Origin of the sequence: Microbacterium sp. CH-015, from assembly GCF_049707015.1 — a bacterium.
Classification (GTDB): Bacteria; Actinomycetota; Actinomycetes; order Actinomycetales; family Microbacteriaceae; genus Microbacterium; species Microbacterium aurum.
The window spans coordinates 37,819-55,345 of sequence record NZ_JBNAFJ010000004.1 but is presented as its reverse complement, the minus strand read 5'-3'; the positions used below and the strand labels follow the sequence as shown (position 1 = coordinate 55,345).

Sequence of the window (17,527 nt, the reverse complement as noted above, 5' to 3'; positions counted from 1 at the left end):
GACATCGGCACCACGAAGGAGTGACATGACCGAGATCACCAGAGACGTCGTCATCGTCGGGGCGGGAGCCGCCGGCCTCACCGCGGCGAACCAGCTCAAGAAGGCCGGCCTGTCGGTGGCCGTGCTCGAGGCGCGCGATCGCGTCGGCGGCCGGCTGTGGACCGACACGATCGAGGGGGCGATGCTCGAGATCGGCGGGCAGTGGGTCTCGCCCGACCAGGACGCGCTGAAGGAGACGATCGCCGAGCTCGGACTCGAGACCTTCGACCGCTACCGCGACGGCGACAGCGTGTACGTCGGACCCGACGGGGTCGCGCACCGTTTCACCGGCGAGATGTTCCCGGTGAGCCCCGACACCGAGCGCATCATCGCCGAGGTCACCGAGCGGCTCGACGCGATGGTCGCCGAGATCGACCCCGACCGCCCCTGGGCCCACCCTCGCGCCGCGGAGTGGGACACGATCTCGTGGGACGCGTGGCTGCACCAGCAGACCGACGACGACGAGGCGATCCGAAACCTGGCGTTCCCGACCGGGTCGGCCATGCTCACCAAGCCCACCCATGCGTTCTCGCTGCTGCAGTCGCTGCTGATGGCGGCATCCGCCGGCAGCTATTCGAACCTCGTCGACGCGGACTTCATCCTCGACAAGCGCGTCGTGGGCGGTCTGCAGCAGGTGCCGATCCTCCTCGCCGAGCGCCTCGGCGACGACGTGTACCTCGGGCAGGCGGTGCGCACCCTCGAGTACACGGATGCCGGGGTCACGGCGATCGCCGACCGCATGACGGTCCGCGCCCGCCGCGCCGTCCTCGCGCTCGCGCCCGTGCTGTACCACCGCATCTCGTTCGTGCCGCCGATGCCGCGTCTGCAGCACCAGATGCACCAGCACCTCTCGATGGGCTTCGTCATCAAGGTCCACGCCGTCTACGAGACGCCGTTCTGGCGCGAGCAGGGCCTGTCGGGCACGGCGTTCAGCCCGTACGAGATCTCGCACGAGGCGTATGACAACACCAACCACGGCGACGAGCGCGGCACGCTCGTCGGGTTCGTCTCCGACCGGCTCGCCGACGACCTGTTCCGTGTGAGCGCCGCCGAGCGCAAGGAGCGGATCCTCACGTCGCTCAGCCACTACTACGGCCCCGAGGCGATGAACCCGGTCGTGTACTACGAGAGCGACTGGGGGAGCGAGGAGTGGACGCGCGGCGCGTACGCGGCATCCTTCGACCTCGGCGGACTGCACCGCTACGGCGCCGACCTGCGCACGCCCGTCGGCCCCATCTTCTTCGCCTGCAGCGACCTCGCCGGTGCCGGCTACCAGCACGTGGACGGCGCCATCCGCATGGGGCGCCTCGTGGCGGAGCAGATCATCGAGGAGATCCACGCATGACGGGTCACATCGTCGTCGGCTACACGGCGACCAAGCAGGGCAGGGATGCCGTGGCGTTCGCGTCCCGGCTGGCCGCGGCGACGGGCGCCGTGCTTGACATCGCGATCATCCTGCCGAACTCCGAGCGCAGCGTCATCACGCCGCCCGACGCCTCGTACGACCGGTACCTGCACGCGCAGGCGCAGCAGTGGATCGCCCAGGCGATCGACCGCATCCCCGCCGAGGTCGTCGCCCACGCGCACGTGCGCGCCGCGGAGTCGTTCGCCGAGGGGCTGGTCACCGTCGCCGACGAGCTGGCCGCGTCGTACATCGTCGTGGGTGCCGCCGACGGCGCCTCCCGCGGCCGGCACCGTCTCGGATCGACGACGACGGAGCTGCTGCACTCCTCCGACGTGCCCGTCGTCCTCGTGCCGCGCGGCGCGCGCAAGATCGCGCCGGAGACCGGGATCACGCGCCTCACGGTGGCGGTCGGCACCCGTCCCGGCGCCGACGCGCTCATCGCCGAGACCGCCGAGCTCGCGCAGGCGGCCGGCGTCGGGGTGCGGCTGCTGTCGCTGCTGCCGGTGGATCTGCCGCCGACGGCGGACACCGGTGCCATCCGCACTGCGAACACCACCCGCGCCGACGACGTGCTCGCCGCGGCGCGGGCGGAGCTGCCCCCGGGTCTTGTCACCGACGTCGTCGTCGCTGTCGGCGACAGCATCGAGGAGGCCGTCTCGTACCTCGATTGGCTGCCCGGCGAGGTGGTGCTGGTCGGCTCCAGCCGGCTCGCCCAGCCGCGACGGCTGTTCCTCGGCTCCACCGCCGCGAAGATGCTCCACGAGATCACCGTCCCGGTGATCGTCGTCCCCCGCACCCGTACCACCGACACCTCTGCGAAGGAGCAGCGATGAGTGCACCCGAAGCCACTCCGCTGGCACCCGCCACCGGCAGCGAAGCCGGCGGCCTGTCCAGCAAGGGCCTGAGCGCCGGGACGGTGGGCCTCATCGGCGCCGTCGTCATCGGCATCTCCTGCATCGCCCCGGCCTACACGTTCACGGCCGCCGTGGGACCCACGGCATCCGTCGTCGGCGCGCAGATCCCGGCGATCATCCTCGTCGGATTCATCCCGATGCTGCTCGTCGCCTTCGGCTACCGCGAGCTCAACAACCGCATGCCGGATGCCGGGACCTCCTTCACGTGGGCGGCGCGCGCGTTCGGGCCGTGGATCGGGTGGATGGCGGGCTGGGGGCTCGTCGTCGCCACGATCCTTGTGCTGTCCAACCTCGCCGGCGTGGCCGTGGAGTTCCTCTTCCTGCTGATCTCGCAGATCACCGGGAACCCCGACATCGCGAATCTGGCGTTCGAGCTGTGGATCAACATCGGCGTGTGCCTGCTGTTCATGCTGGGAGCGACATACATCTCCTACCGCGACATGCAGACGACGCAGAAGCTGCAGTACGTCCTCGTCACCTTCCAGGTCGCCGTGCTCGTGCTGTTCGCCGTCATCGCGATCTCGCAGGCGGTCGGCGGTGGCGGGTTCGACTACACGCCGTTCTCGCTCGAATGGTTCAACCCGTTCGCCGTCGGATCGTTCAGCGCGTTCGCGGCGGGCCTGTCGCTGTCGATCTTCATCTTCTGGGGGTGGGACGTCACCCTCACCATGAACGAGGAGACGAAGGACCCCGAGCGCACGCCGGGCCGCGCGGCGACCGTCACCGTCATCACGATCGTCTCGCTCTACCTGCTGCTGGCGGTCGCGATGATCATGTACGCCGGCGTCGGAACCGGGGAGCTGGGCCTCGGCAACGAGGACATCCAGGCCAACGTCTTCTTCTTCCTCTCCGACCCGGTGCTGGGGCCGCTGGCCTTCCTGGTGTCGCTGGCGGTGCTGACCTCCTCGGCCTCCTCGCTGCAGTCCACGTTCGTCGGACCCGCCCGCACCCTGCTGTCGATGGGCCACTACGGCGCGCTGCCGCCCGCCTTCGCGAAGGTCAGCCCGCGCTTCTTCACGCCCGGCTACGCGACCATCGTCTCGGCCGTCGTGGCGAGCGCGTTCTACGCCGTCATGCGCGTCGTCAGCGAGGACACCCTGTGGGACACGATCCTCACCCTCGGCATGATGATCTGCTTCTACTACGGGCTGACCGCGTTCGCATGCGTCTGGTACTTCCGCAAGCAGTGGTTCGACTCGGTGCGGAACGTCTTCTTCACGTTCCTGTTCCCGCTCATGGGCGGCGTGATCCTCGCGGTGCTGTTCGTGACGACCCTCATCGATTCGATGGACCCGGCATACGGCTCGGGCTCGCAGATCGGCGGCATCGGCATCGTGTTCATCCTGGGCATGCTCATCATCGTCGTCGGCGTGGTGATCATGATCTGGCAGTCGATCAAGCGCCCGGCGTTCTTCCGCGGCGAGACGCTGTCGGTCGACGCCCCGCCGAGCGCCCGGCGCCGGCGTCAGGCGGCGCGGACGGAGGCCGGCCGGTGATCGGCGAGGCAGAGCTGCTGGCGACGGTGCCGCGAGGACTGTACATCGGCGGCGTGTGGCAGGACGGTGGCGCCGGCACGTTCCCCGTCATCGACCCCGCCACCGGGAACACCCTCGTGGAGATCGCCGACGCGACGCCCGAGGACGGCATCCGGGCGCTGGATGCCGCGGTCGCGGCCCAGGACGCGTGGGCGGCCACGCCGCCGCGCACCCGCAGCGACATCCTGCGCCGCGCGTTCGACCTGCTCACCGAGCGGGCCGATGAGTTCGCGCTGCTCATGACCCTCGAGATGGGCAAGCCCCTCGCGGAGGCGCGCGGCGAGGTGACGTACGGCGGCGAGTTCCTCCGGTGGTTCAGCGAGGAGGCGGTGCGCATCGCCGGCCGCTACGGGACGAACCCCGAGGGGACCGGGCGGATGATCGTCAGCCAGCGTCCGGTGGGTCCGTGCTTCTTCATCACGCCGTGGAACTTCCCGCTCGCGATGGCGACCCGCAAGATCGCGCCGGCGCTCGCCGCCGGCTGCACCGTCGTCGTCAAGCCCGCCGAGCTGACGCCGCTGACGACGCTCGCCTTCGCCCAGCTGCTCCAGGAGGCGGGGCTGCCCGCCGGGGTGGTGAACGTCGTGACGACCACCCGCTCCGGCGCGGTGTCGGCGCCGATCATCGCCGACCCTCGGCTGCGGAAGCTCTCGTTCACCGGGTCGACTCCGGTCGGCAAGAAGCTCATCGCCCAGGCCGCCGAGGGCGTGCTGCGGGTGTCGATGGAACTCGGCGGCAACGCGCCGTTCGTCGTGTTCGACGACGCCGACCTCGACAAGGCCGTCGACGGCGCGATGCTCGCGAAGTTCCGCAACATCGGCCAGGCGTGCACGGCGGCCAACCGGTTCATCGTGCACGAGTCGGTGGCGGAGGAGTTCGCTGACCGGGTGAGCGCGCGCGTGACGGCCATGAAGATCGGCCGCGGCACCGAGGAGGGCGTCCAGATCGGCCCCCTCATCGACCGCACGGCCGTCGAGGGCACCGGCGCGCTCGTCCAGGACGCCCTCGGCAAAGGCGCCCGCCTGCTGGCCGGCGGCTCGGCGATCGACGGGCCGGGCACCTTCTTCGAGCCGACCGTCATCACCGACGTCGCGGCCGGCAGCGACATCCTCCGCGAGGAGATCTTCGGCCCGGTGCTGGCGATCGCGACCTTCGCCGACGAGGACGAGGCGGTGCGCCTCGCCAACGACACCGACTACGGGCTCGTCTCGTACGTCTTCACCCGCGACCTCGCGCGTGGGCACCGGATGATCGACCGGCTGGAGACGGGCATGATGGGGCTGAACGCCGGTGTCGTGTCCAACGCGGCGGCGCCGTTCGGCGGCGTCAAGCAGTCCGGCATGGGCCGCGAGGGCGGGCTCGAGGGCATCCACGAGTACCTGTCGACGAAGTACACGCTGATCCCCGCGGGCTGACGCGGGCAGCGACCATCGATGCGAGAGAACGGGAGCAGAACGATGACCTACGCGGTTGTGAACCCCGCCACCGGCGAGACCCTGGCCACCTACCCGACGGCGACGGATGCCGAGGTCGAGGCGGCTGTCGCGGCCGCCGACTCCGCGGCCCGCAGCTGGGGGCGCACCTCCACCCCCGCCGAGCGCGCCGACCTGCTGCGGCGGGTCGCCGAGCTGCACCGGGAGCGCCGCGACGAGCTCGCGGCGATCATCGTGCGGGAGATGGGCAAACCGCTCGCCGCTGCCGAGGGCGAAGTCGACTTCGCGGCGGACATCACGGAGTACTACGCCGACAACATCGACAAGGTCACCGGCGACACGCCCCTGGAGATCCTCGGCGAGGGGAGCGCCGTGATCCGCCGCGCGCCGCTCGGTGCCCTCCTGGGCATCATGCCGTGGAACTTCCCCTACTACCAGGTGGCGCGTTTCGCCGCCCCCAACCTGGCGCTCGGCAACACGATCCTCCTCAAGCACGCGCCGCAGTGCCCGCAGTCCGCCGCCGCGATCGCGCAGATGTACGCCGACGCCGGGTTCCCCGCGGGCGCCTACGCCGACGTGCGTCTGACCAACGATCAGGCCGCGGCCGTCATCGCCGACCGCCGTGTGCACGGCGTCTCGGTCACCGGGTCGGAGCGCGCCGGATCCGCCGTCGCGGAAGTCGCGGGCCGGAACCTCAAGAAGGTCGTCCTCGAGCTCGGCGGGTCGGACCCGTTCATCGTGCTCTCGACCGCCGACCTGGACGCCACCGTGCAGATGGCCGTCGACGCGCGCCTGGACAACAACGGGCAGTCGTGCAACGGCGCGAAGCGCTTCATCGTCGTCGACGAGCTGTACGACGCCTTCGTGGCGGCCTTCGCCGCAGCCCTGGCCGAGGCGAAGGTCGGCGACCCGTTCGCGGAGGACACCGTGCTCGGTCCGCTGTCCTCGCTCGCCGCCGCGGAGCGGCTGCAGGAGCAGGTCGACCGCGCCGTCCAGCAGGGTGCCACCCTCGTCACCGGCGGCACGCGCGACGGCGCGTTCTTCCCCGGCACCGTGCTCACCGGCGTGACGCCGGAGATGGACGCCTACCGGGAGGAGTTCTTCGGCCCGGTGGGTGTCGTCTACCGGGTGGCGGACGAGGACGAGGCGATCGAGATCGCCAACGGCACCGAGTTCGGCCTCGGCTCCTACGTGTTCACAACCGATCCCGAGCAGGCGCAGCGCGTCGCCGATCGCATCGACGCCGGCATGGTCTACGTCAACATCGTGCTGGCCGACTCGCCCGAGCTGCCCTTCGGCGGCATCAAGCGCAGCGGCACGGGGCGCGAGATGGGGCTGCTCGCCGCCGACGAGTTCGTCAACAAGAAGCTCGTCCGCATCGCGCCCTGAGCCCGCGCGGGGGTGGAGTGCCGTCGGGGATTGTCCCGGCATCCGCATCTGGCGCATCGTCGCCTCCCGCGGGAGGATGAAGGCATGGAGAACTCGGATGCGGTCACCGTGCTCACCGACCGGCAGTGCTGGGACCGGCTGGCCGAACAGCAGCTCGGGAGGCTCGTGACCCATGTCGGGGACGTGCTCGACGTCTTCCCGGTCAACTACACCGTCGACCGCGACAGCATCGTCTTCCGCACCGCCGAGGGCAGCAAGCTCACTGAGCTGACGATCAACGACCAGGTGCTGTTCGAAGTCGACGAGTACACCGACACCGACGCGTGGAGCGTCATCGTCCGGGGCACCGCGCACCGGCTCGACAGCGCCGAAGAGGTGCGCGCCGCCGACCGGCTGCCGCTGCGGCCGTGGACGCCGACGCTGAAGTACAACTACGTGCGGATCATCGCGGCATCCGTGTCGGGTCGCGACATCCGCCGGGGCGAGGAACCCGACCGGTACGGCGTGCAGGAGTACTGACCGGTTCGCGTGGCCTGAGGCCATGACGTACACTGGATGGTGCAGTTGAAGTCTGCATTCTTTTGCCGTGCCCGCGTGGCCGCGGTGCACGGGAATGGGACTTCAGACCCGCGAGATCCCCGGATCTCTAGGGCGGTAGCTCAATTGGCAGAGCAGCGGTCTCCAAAACCGCAGGTTGCAGGTTCGATTCCTGTCCGCCCTGCGCGCACCAGCACACGCTGGCGCGGAAGTAAGTCCGAGCAGTTCACATTGGTGGGTACATGGTTCAGGAAGAGGCGCACGGCGAGGTCGTCGCAGCAGGCGGCGCGCCCCGTGAGAAGAAGCTGAACTTCTTCCAGCGGATCGCCCTCTTCATCCGTCAGGTCTTCGCCGAGCTCCGCAAGGTCGTCACGCCGACGCGCCAGGAGCTCGTGAAGTTCACGGCGGTCGTGCTGGGCTTCGTCGTCGTGATGATGGCGATCGTGTACGGCCTGGACCTGCTCTTCACCTGGGTGGTGCAGGTCGTCTTCGGCGTTCCGAGCTGAGCGGCCGCACGCGCGCCGCTGTGACCGCACGACCCCCGATGGAAGAGAACGCACGTGTCTGAGAAGTATGCCGACGACGCCGATTGGGCGACCGCCGCAGAGCAGTCCAGCGAGGACGACGAGGCCCAGGAGGGCAACATCCTCGCCGAGGAGGAGCGCTCCTCGGCTCCCGCCGAGCACCTGGCCATCCACGTCGTCGATGACGAGGCGGATGCCGATGACGCGGACCTGGACGACATCGAGATCGAGGACCCGGAGGCAGACGCCATCGTGAACGACGCACTGGAGATCGACGAGGCCGCCGAGGCCGAGGCCGCCGCGGAGGTGCTGACCGACTCGCTCGCCGAGGAGGAGGCCGAGCGCGCCGCCGACGCCGCCGACGAGGTCACTCCCTACGACGGCCCGGACGTCAACGGCGAGCCCGACGAGACGCCCGAGGACGACGAGACGCCTGAGGACCCCTACGAGGCGTTCCGCACCGAGCTGCGCGAGCTTCCCGGCAAGTGGTACGTCATCCACTCCTACGCCGGCTTCGAGCGCAAGGTGAAGGCCAACATCGAGCAGCGCAAGTCCACGCTCGAGGTCGAAGAGGACATCTACCAGGTCGAGGTCCCCATGGAGGACGTCGTCGAGATCAAGAACGGTCAGCGCAAGATGGTCACGCGCGTCCGGATCCCCGGTTACGTGCTCGTGCGCATGGAGCTGAACGAGGACACCTGGTCGGTCGTGCGTCACACGCCCGGCGTGACCGGCTTCGTCGGCAACGCCCACAACCCCACGCCGCTGCGGTTCGAAGAGGCCTTCAACATGCTGAAGTCCCTCGTGCAGATCACCGAGACCGCCCCGGTCAAGGGCGGCGCGGCGAAGGGATCGGCCACGCAGGCGCGCTCGGTCATCACCGAGGTGGACTTCGAGGTCGGCGAGACCATCACGATCAAGGAAGGCTCGTTCGCGGGCCTGCCCGGCTCGATCAGCGAGATCAAGCCCGAGAGCGGCAAGCTCACGGTCCTCGTCTCACTCTTCGAGCGCGAGACCCCCGTCGAGCTGTCGTTCGACCAGGTCACCAAGCAGTAATCAGCTTCTCTCGGCTAAGATCGAGAGGTTGTCCGCGCTCGCGCGGACGTACCGCTGTCCGGAAACGCCGGATCTGCGGGAGAGGGAGCCGGACCCTGAGCCTGTCGACGGGCACGGCATCCACTCGAGGAAAGGAAAAGCAATGGCACCCAAGAAGAAGGTGACCGGCCTGATCAAGCTCCAGATCAACGCCGGTGCCGCCAACCCTGCGCCGCCCATCGGCCCCGCGCTCGGTCAGCACGGCGTCAACATCATGGAGTTCTGCAAGGCGTACAACGCCGCGACCGAGTCGCAGCGCGGCAACGTCATCCCTGTGGAGATCACGGTCTACGAAGACCGCAGCTTCACGTTCATCCTGAAGACCCCGCCCGCGGCGGAGCTCATCAAGAAGGCCGCCGGAGTGCAGAAGGGGTCCAAGACCCCGCACACGGTGAAGGTCGCCAAGCTCACCAAGGAGCAGGTGCGCCAGATCGCCGAGACCAAGCAGCCCGACCTCAACGCGAACGACCTCGAGGCTGCCTCGAAGATCATCGCCGGCACCGCCCGCTCCATGGGCATCACGGTTGAGGACTGAGGGGGGAACGCACAATGGCTAAGTCCAAGGTTTACGAAGCAGCCGCGGCGAAGATCGACCGCGACAAGTTCTACACGTCCACCGAGGCGGTGAACCTCGCGAAGGAGACCGGCTCGAAGAAGTTCGACTCCACCGTCGAGGTCGCCCTCAAGCTCGCGGTCGACCCGCGCAAGGCGGACCAGATGGTCCGCGGCACGGTCATCCTGCCGCACGGCACCGGAAAGACCGCCCGCGTCATCGTGTTCGCGACCGGTCCCGCCGCCGAAGCCGCCATCGCGGCCGGTGCGGACGAGGTCGGCGGCGCCGAGCTCATCGAGAAGGTCGCCGGCGGCTGGACCGCGTTCGACGCGGCCGTCTCCACGCCCGAGCTCATGGGCCAGGTCGGTCGTCTGGGTAAGGTGCTCGGTCCCCGCGGCCTCATGCCCAACCCCAAGACCGGCACCGTGACCCCCAACCCGGCCAAGGCCGTCGAGGAGATCAAGGGCGGCAAGATCGAGTTCCGCGTCGACAAGCACGCCAACGTGCACTTCGTCGTCGGCAAGGCCTCGTTCACGGCCGAGCAGCTGGACGAGAACTTCAAGGCCGCGCTCGAGGAGATCGTGCGCCTGAAGCCGTCGAGCTCGAAGGGTCGCTACATCCAGAAGGGTGCCGTGTCGACCACGTTCGGCCCCGGCATCCCGCTGGACGTCAACTCCATCGCCTGATCACGGCGACAACGACGGGGCTCCACCTTCGGGTGGGGCCCCGTCGTCATACCGGGCGCGGCCGGGTGGTGCGGCGCTAGCGTCGAAGCATGACGACTCGCGCGCTCACCGACCTCCTCGGCATCGACCGGCCGATCGTGCTCGGCCCGTTCGGCGGCCTGTCCTCGGTGGCGTTGACCGCCGCCGTCAGCAGCGCCGGCGGACTCGGCTCGTACGGGCTGTACGGCTACGACGGCGCCCGCATCCGCGAGACGATCGCGAGCCTGCGCGCGGCGACCAACCGCCCCTTCGCCGTCAACCTGTGGCTGCCGACGGGAGACGAGGTCACCCCCGACGCGGTGGATCTGCGGCCGGCGCGTGCGGCCCTCGCGCCGGTGTTCGCCGAGCTCGGCGCCGAGGTGCCCGAGCCCCCGGAGCGTTTCCTCCCCGAGATCGCCGAGCAGCTGGACGCCGTACTGGACGGGCGGCCCGCCGCGCTCAGTCTCGTCTACGGGGTGCCCTCGCCGGACCTCGTCGATGCGGCACGACGGCGGGGGATCGCCGTCATCGGCACGGCCACGACCGTCGCGGAAGCGCGTGCGCTGGCGGATGCCGGCGTGGACGCCGTCGTCGCCACGGGTGCGGAGGCGGCGGGGCACCGCGTCAGTTTCCTCCAGCCGGCCGAGCGGTCGCTCGTCGGCACCTTCGCCCTCGTGCCCCAGGTCGTCGACGCCGTCGACGTGCCGGTGATCGCGGCGGGCGGCATCGCCGACCGCCGGGGCGTCGCCGCCGCGTTCGCGCTCGGCGCGGCGGGAGTCCAGGTCGGGACGGCGTTCCTGCGGACCCGTCAGTCGGCGGCCACCGCCGGTCACCGGTCCGCGATCGCCGCCGCGGCGGACGACACGACGGTGCTGACGCGGGCGATGAGCGGACGGCTGGCCCGCGGCATCCCGAACCGGGCGATGGACCTGCTGGAGGCTGCGCCCATCCTGCCGTTTCCGGCGCAGAACTGGCTGACCGGTCGGTTCCGGACTCCGGCGGCCGCCCAGGGGCGCAGCGATCTCGTCAGCCAGTGGGCCGGGCAGGCCGCGGCGCTGGCGCGTCACGACGACGCTGCCGACGTGTTCGCGGAGCTGGCGGCGGGTCTGCCGCGCTGAGCGTAAATCGTCAGGTAGCGCGCCGTCATCACGCGGCGCGGCGTCTCGGGCGGCGCGGCGCGGCGTCAGCCGTCGCGGCGGATTTCGAAGGCCGTCGAGCCGGTGGGGGCGATCTCAGTCACCCGGCACGTCTGGACCCAGCCGCCGCGCGGGCCGCGCCCGGCCCAGTCCACGACCGCCTGCACGGCGGCATCCGTCCCCTCCACTTCCGCTTCGACGCTGCCGTCGGGGCGGTTGCGGACCCACCCGGAGGCGCCCGCGCGCTGCGCGATCGCCTGCATGGCGTAGCGGAAGCCGACGCCCTGCACCTCTCCCGTGACTGCGAGGTGCACACGCTTCATCCCTCCATCCTGTCGCTGTCGCGCCGAAGATGACAGGATGCCGTCATGGGCACGATCGACGACTACCTCGCGGGCCTCGACCCGGCCGACGCGGCGATCATCGCCCACACGTACGACATCGCCCGTGAGGTCGTGCCCGATGCAGAGCAGGGTCTCGGCTATGGCATGCCCGCTCTCGTCTACCGCGGCAAGTCCCTGCTGTCGGTGATGCGCGCGAAGAAGCACTTCGGCGTGTATCCGTTCAGTCCCGCCGCGATCAACGACATCCGAGAGCTCCTCGAGGACGTCGACCACGCGAAGGGCACGATCCGCTTCAACGAGCCGCTGCCCGACGACACCGTGCGCGCGCTGGTCGCCGCCCGCAAGGCGCAGATCGACGCGTGAGGGGTGGTCATGCCGGCCAGACGAGGCTCACCGCGATGGCGATCATGACGACGGCGATGACGCCGTCGAGGATCCGCCACGCCCGCGGCGTCGCCAGCCAGCGCCCGAGGTAGCGTGCGCCGAGCGCGAGGGCGAAGAACCAGACGACGGATGCCGTGGCGGCCCCGGCCGCGAACCACCACCGGTCGGCGCCGTGCGTGCTCGCGACCGAACCCAGCAGGAACACCGTGTCGAGGTAGACGTGCGGGTTCAGCCACGTCAGGGCGAGGCACGTCGCGAGCACCGGCAGCAGCCGGGCGGGCGCCGCGACGGCGACGGCGGCCCCGGCATCCGGCGCGACCGAACCCCCGGCATCCGGCGAGACGGGACATCCGTGACGAGACGGCGCGTCACGCTGTCCGTCTCGTCGCGGATGTGCCGTCTCGCGGGCGGGCGCCGCCGGGGCGTCGGCGCCGTCGACGACAAGCGCCTCGCCCGACCGGCGCAGCGCGCGACGCGCGGCGAGCACGCCGTAGCAGAGGAGGAACGCGAAACCTGCCCACCGCACCGCCGTCACGAGCCAGGGGGCGCTGTGCAGCACGAACCCGAGGCCCGAGACCCCGAGTGCGATCAGCGCCGCGTCGGAGACGGCGCAGACCGCGGCGACCGCGAGAGCGTGCTCGCGGCGGATGCCCTGGCGTAGGACGAACAGATTCTGCGCTCCGATCGCGACGATGAGCGACAGACCGAGGCCGAAGCCGGCGAGGAGGGCGGAGGTCATCCTGCGACGCTACGGGCGCACCTGACCGACAGTCCAGTTCAGGATTCTTCACGCGATTAAGCTCGGCTTATGACGCGGATCGCTCCCGAACTCGCCCTCACCCTGGCCGCCGTCGTCGACGAGGGAACATTGGATGCCGCCGCCGCACGGCTGCACATCACGCCCTCCGCGGTCAGCCAGCGGATCCGTGCGCTGGAGGAGCAGCTCGGCCGCGTGCTGCTGATCCGCTCGAAGCCGGTGCGTCCGACCGAGGCCGCGCATCCCGTCATCCGGTTCGCCCGCGAGGTGGCCCTGCTGGAACACGATGCGACGGCGGCGCTGGGGATCGAGCGGGAACGGGTGAGCATGCCGTTGGCCGTCAACGCCGACTCGCTCGCCACCTGGTTCCTCGCACCGCTCGCGCGGCTCGCGACGCGGCATCCGGTCGTGTTCGATCTGCACCGCGATGACCAGGACTTCACCGCGGGGCTGCTCGAGTCGGGCACCGTGATGGGCGCGGTCACGTCGCGCGCGCAGCCCGTCGCCGGGTGCAGCGTCAACGCGCTCGGGACGCTCGTCTACGAGGCCGTCGCCACCCCGGCGTTCGCCGCCGCGTGGTTCGGCGCAGTGCGGACCGCCCTCGTGGAGCCGGATGCCGCGGCCCTCGCCGCCGCGCCCCTCATCGACTTCGACCGGCGCGACGACCTGCAGTCGCGCTGGCTCATCGCCCGGGGCGTTCAGCCCGAGGCGCCGCCGCGACATCGCGTCCCGGCATCCCACGATTTCGCCGAGGCCACCCGGCACGGACTCGGCTGGGCGCTGCTGCCGCGGCTGCAGTCGCAGGCGGCCCTCGAGGCGGGGGAGCTCATCCGGCTCGGCGGACCGCCGGTGGCGGTGCCGCTGTACTGGCAGCAGTGGAAGCTCAGATCCGACCTGCTCGACGCCGTCGCCGACGAGATCGTCGCCGAGGGGCGTCGGGTGCTGGAGCACTGATCGCGGCCCGCGTCGGCTGGCGAGACGCGCGGTCGGTCAGCTCTCGCCGACCGCGAGCACGATCTTGCCGCGGGTGTGGCCCTTCTCCAGTTCGCGGTGCGCGGCGGCGGCTTCGCTGAGATCGAAGACCCGGTCGACGAACACCCGGATGGCGCCGGAGTCGAGAAGTCGCGCGAGGGTGGCGAGCACGCTGCCGTCGGGCACGACCTTGTACGAGGTCGCCCGCACACCGGCGGCGGCCGCCTCCTCGGCGTAGTCCGGCCAGCCGCCCGTCGGCACGAGGATGTAGAGACCGCCGGGGCGGAGGACCTCGAGGGAGCGCGTCCCGGTGTCGTCGTGCACGTTGCCGACGAGGTCGATCACGACGTCGACCTCGCCCACGACATCTTCGAACCGGGTCGTGGCGTAGTCGATGACGACGGAGGCGCCGAGCTCGCGCAGCCACGGCAGGTTGCCCGCGGACCCCGTCGCCGTCACGTGCGCGCCGAAGTAGGCGGCCAGCTGCACGGCGAAGTGGCCGACGCCGCCGGACCCGGCGTGGATCAGCATCCGCTGTCCTTCGTGCGCGTGCGCGGTCTCGACGACGAGGCCCCACGCCGTGAGCGCCGCGAGCGGCACCCCGGCGGCTTCGACGTGCGACAGCGATGCCGGTTTGCGCGCCACCGACAGGCTCGGGACGACGGCATACTCCGCGTACGTCCCGCCGGAGCGCGGGAAGGGCACCATGCCGAAGACCTCTGTGCCCGGCGCCAGCGGGTGCGACTCATAGGGAGCCGTCACGACGACGCCGCTGAAATCGAACCCGAGAGTGCTGGGGAAGCGGTCGATCGCACTCGAGACGCCGCGCCCGCCGCGCGTCTTCGCATCGATGGGGTTGATGCCTGCCGCCACGACGCGCACGAGCAACTCGCTGAGCACGGGCGCGGGGACCGGAACCGTCGCCTCGCGCAGCACGTCGGGGGCGCCGGCGTCGTCGAACACGACGGCGCGCATCTCGGCGGGCGGTGCGGCGACGGCGCGTCGCGCGGCATCCTCGCGGGTGCTGGCGTGCAGCGCCCCGAATCGGGGGAATCGATGAGCGGCCATGGTCGCCCCTTCCGCGTGGCTGTCGGCGTCGGCAGCGGTGATCGCTGTGCCACCAGTCAACCGCGGGAATGTCTCGGTCGTGTTACGACGCGGTCACTGAGTCGGAAACCCCGCGGGCGGCGCCCCGTCCGGCGCGCGCGTCGACGGCGGCCGGCGCGAGGATCTGCTGCGTCACCATGATCGCCGCGCCCAGGACGCTGGCCGTGGCACCCGCCCGGGACTGCACGATTGCAAGATGCTGGGTCGCCAGCGGGATGGAGCGGCGATAGACGATCTCGCGCACCCCCGCCAGCAGGTGCTCACCGGCACAGCGGTTCGTGCGCTCGCTGCTGTGGCCGGCGCCGCAGGCGTCCTTCGACGCCGCGTTCAGCCACCAGGAGTCGTGAGGGCGGAGCGGATGCCGCGGCGCGGACTGCGCGGCGGTCAGTCCGGGACGACGCCCGAGGTCAGGGCGTGGAGCAGCCGGGTGAGGCTGTGGATCTCCTCGACCGGCCAGTCCTCGAGCGCATCGACGAGGGTGCGCTCCTGCGGCGCACGCGCCGCGGCGAGGCGCTCGATACCGTGCGCGGTGGGGAAGAGGATGCTCGCGCGGCCGTCGGAGGGGTCGGGCTCGCGACGGATGAGACCGAGCTGCTCGAGCTCGCGCACGGTGCGACTCAGCTGGCCCTTGTCCACGACGAGCGCGTCGGCCAGCGCGGACTGCGAGATGCGCTCGCGGCGCACGATCGTCGTGAACACCTTGTAGGCGCCGGGCATCATCCCAGGGCTCACGCGCTCGGCGTTCTCCGAGAGGATGCGCCGCATCTGACTGATCAGCGCACTGAACTCGCCCTCGAGGGCGCGCACCGCCTGGGTGCGCGCCTCTCGAGTGTCCTCGGTCATCGTCCCGGCCTCAGCGGGCGTCGGCGTCGTCGGCGCGCGCACCGGCATCCGCCCCGCTCATCGTGCGCACCGAGCCGGTCGCCGTCAAGGTTCCCATGGCCTCGGGGACCGAGACCGTCGCGAGATCGGCTTCGCTCGCCTGCATCCGCTCGGTCGTGGTCATCGTCGTCAGCGACTTGTTCGGCAGGAACACGATCGCGATGAGCGAGATCACCGCGAACGGCACGGCGATGAGGAACGAGTGCGAGATGCCGCTGCCGTAGATGTCCTCGAACACGACGCGCAGCGCCTCGGGCATCGCGGACACCTTGGGCAGCGACCCGGACTGCAGCTGCTCGCCCCAGTACTGGGCCTTGTCGCCGAGGCTCATGAGGGCCGCGGTGATGTCGTCCTTCCGTTCGGCGACGAGGTCGATCACCTTCGCCGAGAGGGCGGCGCCCATGACGGAGACGCCGATGGTGCCGCCGAGGCTGCGGAAGAACGTGACGCCCGAGCTCGCGACGCCGATCTCCTCCGGGCGGGTCGTGTTCTGCACGACCAGCACGAGGTTCTGCATCGTCATGCCGACGCCGGCGCCGAGCAGGAACATGTAGACCGACACGAGGAAGAAGTCGGTGTCGTAGTGGATCGTCGACAGCAGGTACGAGCCCGCGACGAGCAGGATCGAACCCACGATGAGGTACGGCTTCCATTTGCCGTATTTCGTCACGAGCGCGCCGACGCCGATCGAGCTCAGCAGCAGACCGCCGATCATCGGGATGGTCATGAGGCCGGCCTCGGTGGGGGTCGCGCCGCGCGCGAGCTGCATGTACTGGCTGAGGAAGACCGACGCGCCGAACATCGCGATCCCGGTCGCGATCGAGGCGATGACCGACAGCGTGAACGTGCTGTTGCGGAAGAGCGTCAGCGGGATGAGCGGCTCCTTGGAGCGCAGCTCGACGATGACGAACAGAATCGCGGCAATGAGCGCGCCGCCGACCATGAGGACGGTGGTCAGGCTCCACCAGTCGTTGTTGGCGAGGTCGGACCAGTCGCCCGTCGTCGCCGTGCCGGCGTTCGTGACCCAGATGAGCAGCAGCGAGACGGCGGCCGACAGCAGCACGATGCCGACGTAGTCGATGCTCGTCTTCTTCTTCGGCCGTGCGGGCACGTGCAGGGTCGCCTGCACGAGGATGAGCGCCACGATCGCGACGGGGAGGGCGACGAAGAAGTTCCAGCGCCAGCCCCACGCGTCGGTGATGACACCGCCCAGCAGCGGACCGCCGATCGTCGCGACGGCCATGATGGCGCCGAACAGGCCCATGTAGCGGCCCCGCTCGCGCGGGCTGATGATGTCGGCCATGAGCACCTGGCTGAGGGCTGCGAGGCCACCCGCGCCGATGCCCTGCACCGCGCGGAACGCGATGAGCATCTCGGGGTTCGTCGAGAAGCCCGCCGCCGCGGTCGCGAGCACGAAGATCACGATCGCGAGCTGGTAGAGCACCTTGCGGTTGGTGAGGTCGGCGAGCTTTCCCCAGATGGGTGTGGAGATCGCGGTCGTCAGCAGCGTCGCGGTGACGACCCAGGTGAAGGCGGCCTGGTTGCCGTCGAGGTCGTGGATGATGACCGGGAGCGACGTGGAGACGACGGTCGAGGCGAGCATCGACACGAACATGCCGAGGAGCAGACCCGACAGCGCTTCGAGCACCTGTCGATGGGTCATGCGGGGCTTGGAGGGCCCGGCGAGGGAGTCAGACATAGAGGTTCCTAAAGGGGTTAGTGCGGGCTGCGGTGCCGAACGGCGAAAAGGTTGACACACATCAACCGTTGAGACCGGTCAACTATAGATCAATCGTTGACCGGCGTCAACTATTCCC

The 17,527-nt window shown here is 70.2% G+C and carries 19 protein-coding genes and 1 tRNA gene; 14 read left to right on the top strand and 6 right to left on the bottom strand.

Annotated features, from left to right (window positions below; genetic code table 11):
- The first annotated feature begins 25 nt into the window (after window positions 1-25).
- From ACPYN4_RS08100 to ACPYN4_RS08045, 12 genes are all read left to right on the top strand, one after another.
- A complete protein-coding gene (locus tag ACPYN4_RS08100; protein WP_281652288.1) occupies window positions 26-1,384 on the top strand; it encodes a flavin monoamine oxidase family protein in 1,359 nt (452 codons plus the stop codon).
- Window positions 1,381-2,277 carry a universal stress protein gene (locus tag ACPYN4_RS08095; protein WP_424446084.1) on the top strand — a complete coding sequence of 299 codons (897 nt, stop codon included), beginning with the start codon at window positions 1,381-1,383 and terminating at the stop codon, window positions 2,275-2,277. The genes ACPYN4_RS08100 and ACPYN4_RS08095 overlap by 4 nt, the downstream gene beginning before the upstream one ends.
- The gene (locus ACPYN4_RS08090) at window positions 2,274-3,854 is read left to right on the top strand and encodes an APC family permease (protein WP_424446083.1); all 1,581 of its coding nucleotides are present in this window, start codon (window positions 2,274-2,276) and stop codon (window positions 3,852-3,854) included. Before ACPYN4_RS08095 ends, ACPYN4_RS08090 begins: the two co-directional genes overlap by 4 nt.
- Entirely contained in the window at window positions 3,854-5,308 is a 1,455-nt protein-coding gene (locus tag ACPYN4_RS08085; RefSeq protein ID WP_424446184.1) for an NAD-dependent succinate-semialdehyde dehydrogenase, read from the top strand. Before ACPYN4_RS08090 ends, ACPYN4_RS08085 begins: the two co-directional genes overlap by 1 nt.
- Before the next feature lie 42 nt (window positions 5,309-5,350).
- Window positions 5,351-6,715, top strand: a complete 1,365-nt coding sequence (locus ACPYN4_RS08080; protein ID WP_424446082.1) for an NAD-dependent succinate-semialdehyde dehydrogenase — start codon at window positions 5,351-5,353, stop codon at window positions 6,713-6,715.
- 84 nt (window positions 6,716-6,799) lie between these two features.
- Window positions 6,800-7,234 (top strand): pyridoxamine 5'-phosphate oxidase family protein, encoded by a 435-nt coding sequence (locus ACPYN4_RS08075; RefSeq protein WP_239279998.1) that lies wholly within the window; start codon window positions 6,800-6,802, stop codon window positions 7,232-7,234.
- Between the two features lie 129 nt (window positions 7,235-7,363).
- A tRNA-Trp gene (locus tag ACPYN4_RS08070) sits at window positions 7,364-7,436 on the top strand.
- Between the two features lie 58 nt (window positions 7,437-7,494).
- The gene (gene secE, locus ACPYN4_RS08065) at window positions 7,495-7,758 is read left to right on the top strand and encodes a preprotein translocase subunit SecE (protein WP_076689697.1); all 264 of its coding nucleotides are present in this window, start codon (window positions 7,495-7,497) and stop codon (window positions 7,756-7,758) included.
- A 54-nt stretch (window positions 7,759-7,812) separates the two neighbouring features.
- Window positions 7,813-8,832: a transcription termination/antitermination protein NusG gene (nusG, locus tag ACPYN4_RS08060; RefSeq protein WP_424446081.1), complete on the top strand. Its 1,020-nt coding sequence runs from the start codon at window positions 7,813-7,815 to the stop codon at window positions 8,830-8,832.
- Between the two features lie 142 nt (window positions 8,833-8,974).
- Window positions 8,975-9,406, top strand: coding sequence for a 50S ribosomal protein L11 (gene rplK, locus ACPYN4_RS08055; RefSeq protein WP_076679785.1), 432 nt, complete (start codon window positions 8,975-8,977; stop codon window positions 9,404-9,406).
- Window positions 9,407-9,420: 14 nt separating this feature from the next.
- Window positions 9,421-10,110, top strand: coding sequence for a 50S ribosomal protein L1 (gene rplA / locus ACPYN4_RS08050; protein ID WP_076689701.1), 690 nt, complete (start codon window positions 9,421-9,423; stop codon window positions 10,108-10,110).
- Window positions 10,111-10,199: 89 nt separating this feature from the next.
- Window positions 10,200-11,246: an NAD(P)H-dependent flavin oxidoreductase gene (locus ACPYN4_RS08045; RefSeq protein ID WP_424446080.1), complete on the top strand. Its 1,047-nt coding sequence runs from the start codon at window positions 10,200-10,202 to the stop codon at window positions 11,244-11,246.
- Window positions 11,247-11,311: 65 nt separating this feature from the next.
- Here the strand turns inward: ACPYN4_RS08045 and ACPYN4_RS08040 are convergent, their stop codons facing one another.
- On the bottom strand, window positions 11,312-11,587 hold the full coding sequence (locus tag ACPYN4_RS08040) for an acylphosphatase (RefSeq protein ID WP_424446078.1): 276 nt from the start codon (window positions 11,585-11,587) through the stop codon (window positions 11,312-11,314).
- A gap of 45 nt (window positions 11,588-11,632) precedes the next feature.
- Between ACPYN4_RS08040 and ACPYN4_RS08035 the strand changes: the two genes are divergently transcribed.
- Entirely contained in the window at window positions 11,633-11,971 is a 339-nt protein-coding gene (locus tag ACPYN4_RS08035) for an iron chaperone (RefSeq protein ID WP_424446077.1), read from the top strand.
- A 7-nt stretch (window positions 11,972-11,978) separates the two neighbouring features.
- Here ACPYN4_RS08035 and ACPYN4_RS08030 read toward each other — a convergent pair whose 3' ends face one another.
- Entirely contained in the window at window positions 11,979-12,731 is a 753-nt protein-coding gene (locus ACPYN4_RS08030; protein ID WP_424446076.1) for a LysE/ArgO family amino acid transporter, read from the bottom strand.
- Window positions 12,732-12,800: 69 nt separating this feature from the next.
- Between ACPYN4_RS08030 and ACPYN4_RS08025 the strand changes: the two genes are divergently transcribed.
- Complete coding sequence (locus ACPYN4_RS08025) at window positions 12,801-13,703, top strand: LysR family transcriptional regulator ArgP (RefSeq protein ID WP_287271129.1); 903 nt, start codon at window positions 12,801-12,803, stop codon at window positions 13,701-13,703.
- Between the two features lie 36 nt (window positions 13,704-13,739).
- Here ACPYN4_RS08025 and ACPYN4_RS08020 read toward each other — a convergent pair whose 3' ends face one another.
- The 4 genes from ACPYN4_RS08020 to ACPYN4_RS08005 all read right to left on the bottom strand — a co-directional run bounded on the left by ACPYN4_RS08020 (window position 13,740) and on the right by ACPYN4_RS08005 (window position 17,409).
- Entirely contained in the window at window positions 13,740-14,789 is a 1,050-nt protein-coding gene (locus ACPYN4_RS08020) for an NADP-dependent oxidoreductase (protein WP_076689713.1), read from the bottom strand.
- Window positions 14,790-14,871: 82 nt separating this feature from the next.
- Window positions 14,872-15,072, bottom strand: coding sequence for a hypothetical protein (locus tag ACPYN4_RS08015; protein WP_424446075.1), 201 nt, complete (start codon window positions 15,070-15,072; stop codon window positions 14,872-14,874).
- Between the two features lie 140 nt (window positions 15,073-15,212).
- Window positions 15,213-15,671: a MarR family winged helix-turn-helix transcriptional regulator gene (locus tag ACPYN4_RS08010; protein WP_076692090.1), complete on the bottom strand. Its 459-nt coding sequence runs from the start codon at window positions 15,669-15,671 to the stop codon at window positions 15,213-15,215.
- Between the two features lie 10 nt (window positions 15,672-15,681).
- Window positions 15,682-17,409, bottom strand: coding sequence for an MDR family MFS transporter (locus tag ACPYN4_RS08005; protein ID WP_424446074.1), 1,728 nt, complete (start codon window positions 17,407-17,409; stop codon window positions 15,682-15,684).
- Window positions 17,410-17,527 lie beyond the last annotated feature (118 nt).

What these genes read in the sequence shown, in the direction of transcription:
- ACPYN4_RS08080 (WP_424446082.1), top strand. Translation starts at nt 5,351, where the DNA reads ATGACCTACGCGGTTGTGAACCCCGCCACCGGCGAGACCCTGGCCACC.
- ACPYN4_RS08090 (WP_424446083.1), top strand. Translation starts at nt 2,274, where the DNA reads ATGAGTGCACCCGAAGCCACTCCGCTGGCACCCGCCACCGGCAGCGAA.
- ACPYN4_RS08100 (WP_281652288.1), top strand. Translation starts at nt 26, where the DNA reads ATGACCGAGATCACCAGAGACGTCGTCATCGTCGGGGCGGGAGCCGCC.
- ACPYN4_RS08030 (WP_424446076.1), bottom strand. Translation starts at nt 12,731, where the DNA reads ATGACCTCCGCCCTCCTCGCCGGCTTCGGCCTCGGTCTGTCGCTCATC.
- ACPYN4_RS08075 (WP_239279998.1), top strand. Translation starts at nt 6,800, where the DNA reads ATGGAGAACTCGGATGCGGTCACCGTGCTCACCGACCGGCAGTGCTGG.
- ACPYN4_RS08045 (WP_424446080.1), top strand. Translation starts at nt 10,200, where the DNA reads ATGACGACTCGCGCGCTCACCGACCTCCTCGGCATCGACCGGCCGATC.
- ACPYN4_RS08025 (WP_287271129.1), top strand. Translation starts at nt 12,801, where the DNA reads ATGACGCGGATCGCTCCCGAACTCGCCCTCACCCTGGCCGCCGTCGTC.
- ACPYN4_RS08095 (WP_424446084.1), top strand. Translation starts at nt 1,381, where the DNA reads ATGACGGGTCACATCGTCGTCGGCTACACGGCGACCAAGCAGGGCAGG.
- secE (WP_076689697.1), top strand. Translation starts at nt 7,495, where the DNA reads ATGGTTCAGGAAGAGGCGCACGGCGAGGTCGTCGCAGCAGGCGGCGCG.
- rplK (WP_076679785.1), top strand. Translation starts at nt 8,975, where the DNA reads ATGGCACCCAAGAAGAAGGTGACCGGCCTGATCAAGCTCCAGATCAAC.
- ACPYN4_RS08035 (WP_424446077.1), top strand. Translation starts at nt 11,633, where the DNA reads ATGGGCACGATCGACGACTACCTCGCGGGCCTCGACCCGGCCGACGCG.
- ACPYN4_RS08020 (WP_076689713.1), bottom strand. Translation starts at nt 14,789, where the DNA reads ATGGCCGCTCATCGATTCCCCCGATTCGGGGCGCTGCACGCCAGCACC.
- rplA (WP_076689701.1), top strand. Translation starts at nt 9,421, where the DNA reads ATGGCTAAGTCCAAGGTTTACGAAGCAGCCGCGGCGAAGATCGACCGC.
- ACPYN4_RS08040 (WP_424446078.1), bottom strand. Translation starts at nt 11,587, where the DNA reads ATGAAGCGTGTGCACCTCGCAGTCACGGGAGAGGTGCAGGGCGTCGGC.
- ACPYN4_RS08010 (WP_076692090.1), bottom strand. Translation starts at nt 15,671, where the DNA reads ATGACCGAGGACACTCGAGAGGCGCGCACCCAGGCGGTGCGCGCCCTC.
- ACPYN4_RS08005 (WP_424446074.1), bottom strand. Translation starts at nt 17,409, where the DNA reads ATGTCTGACTCCCTCGCCGGGCCCTCCAAGCCCCGCATGACCCATCGA.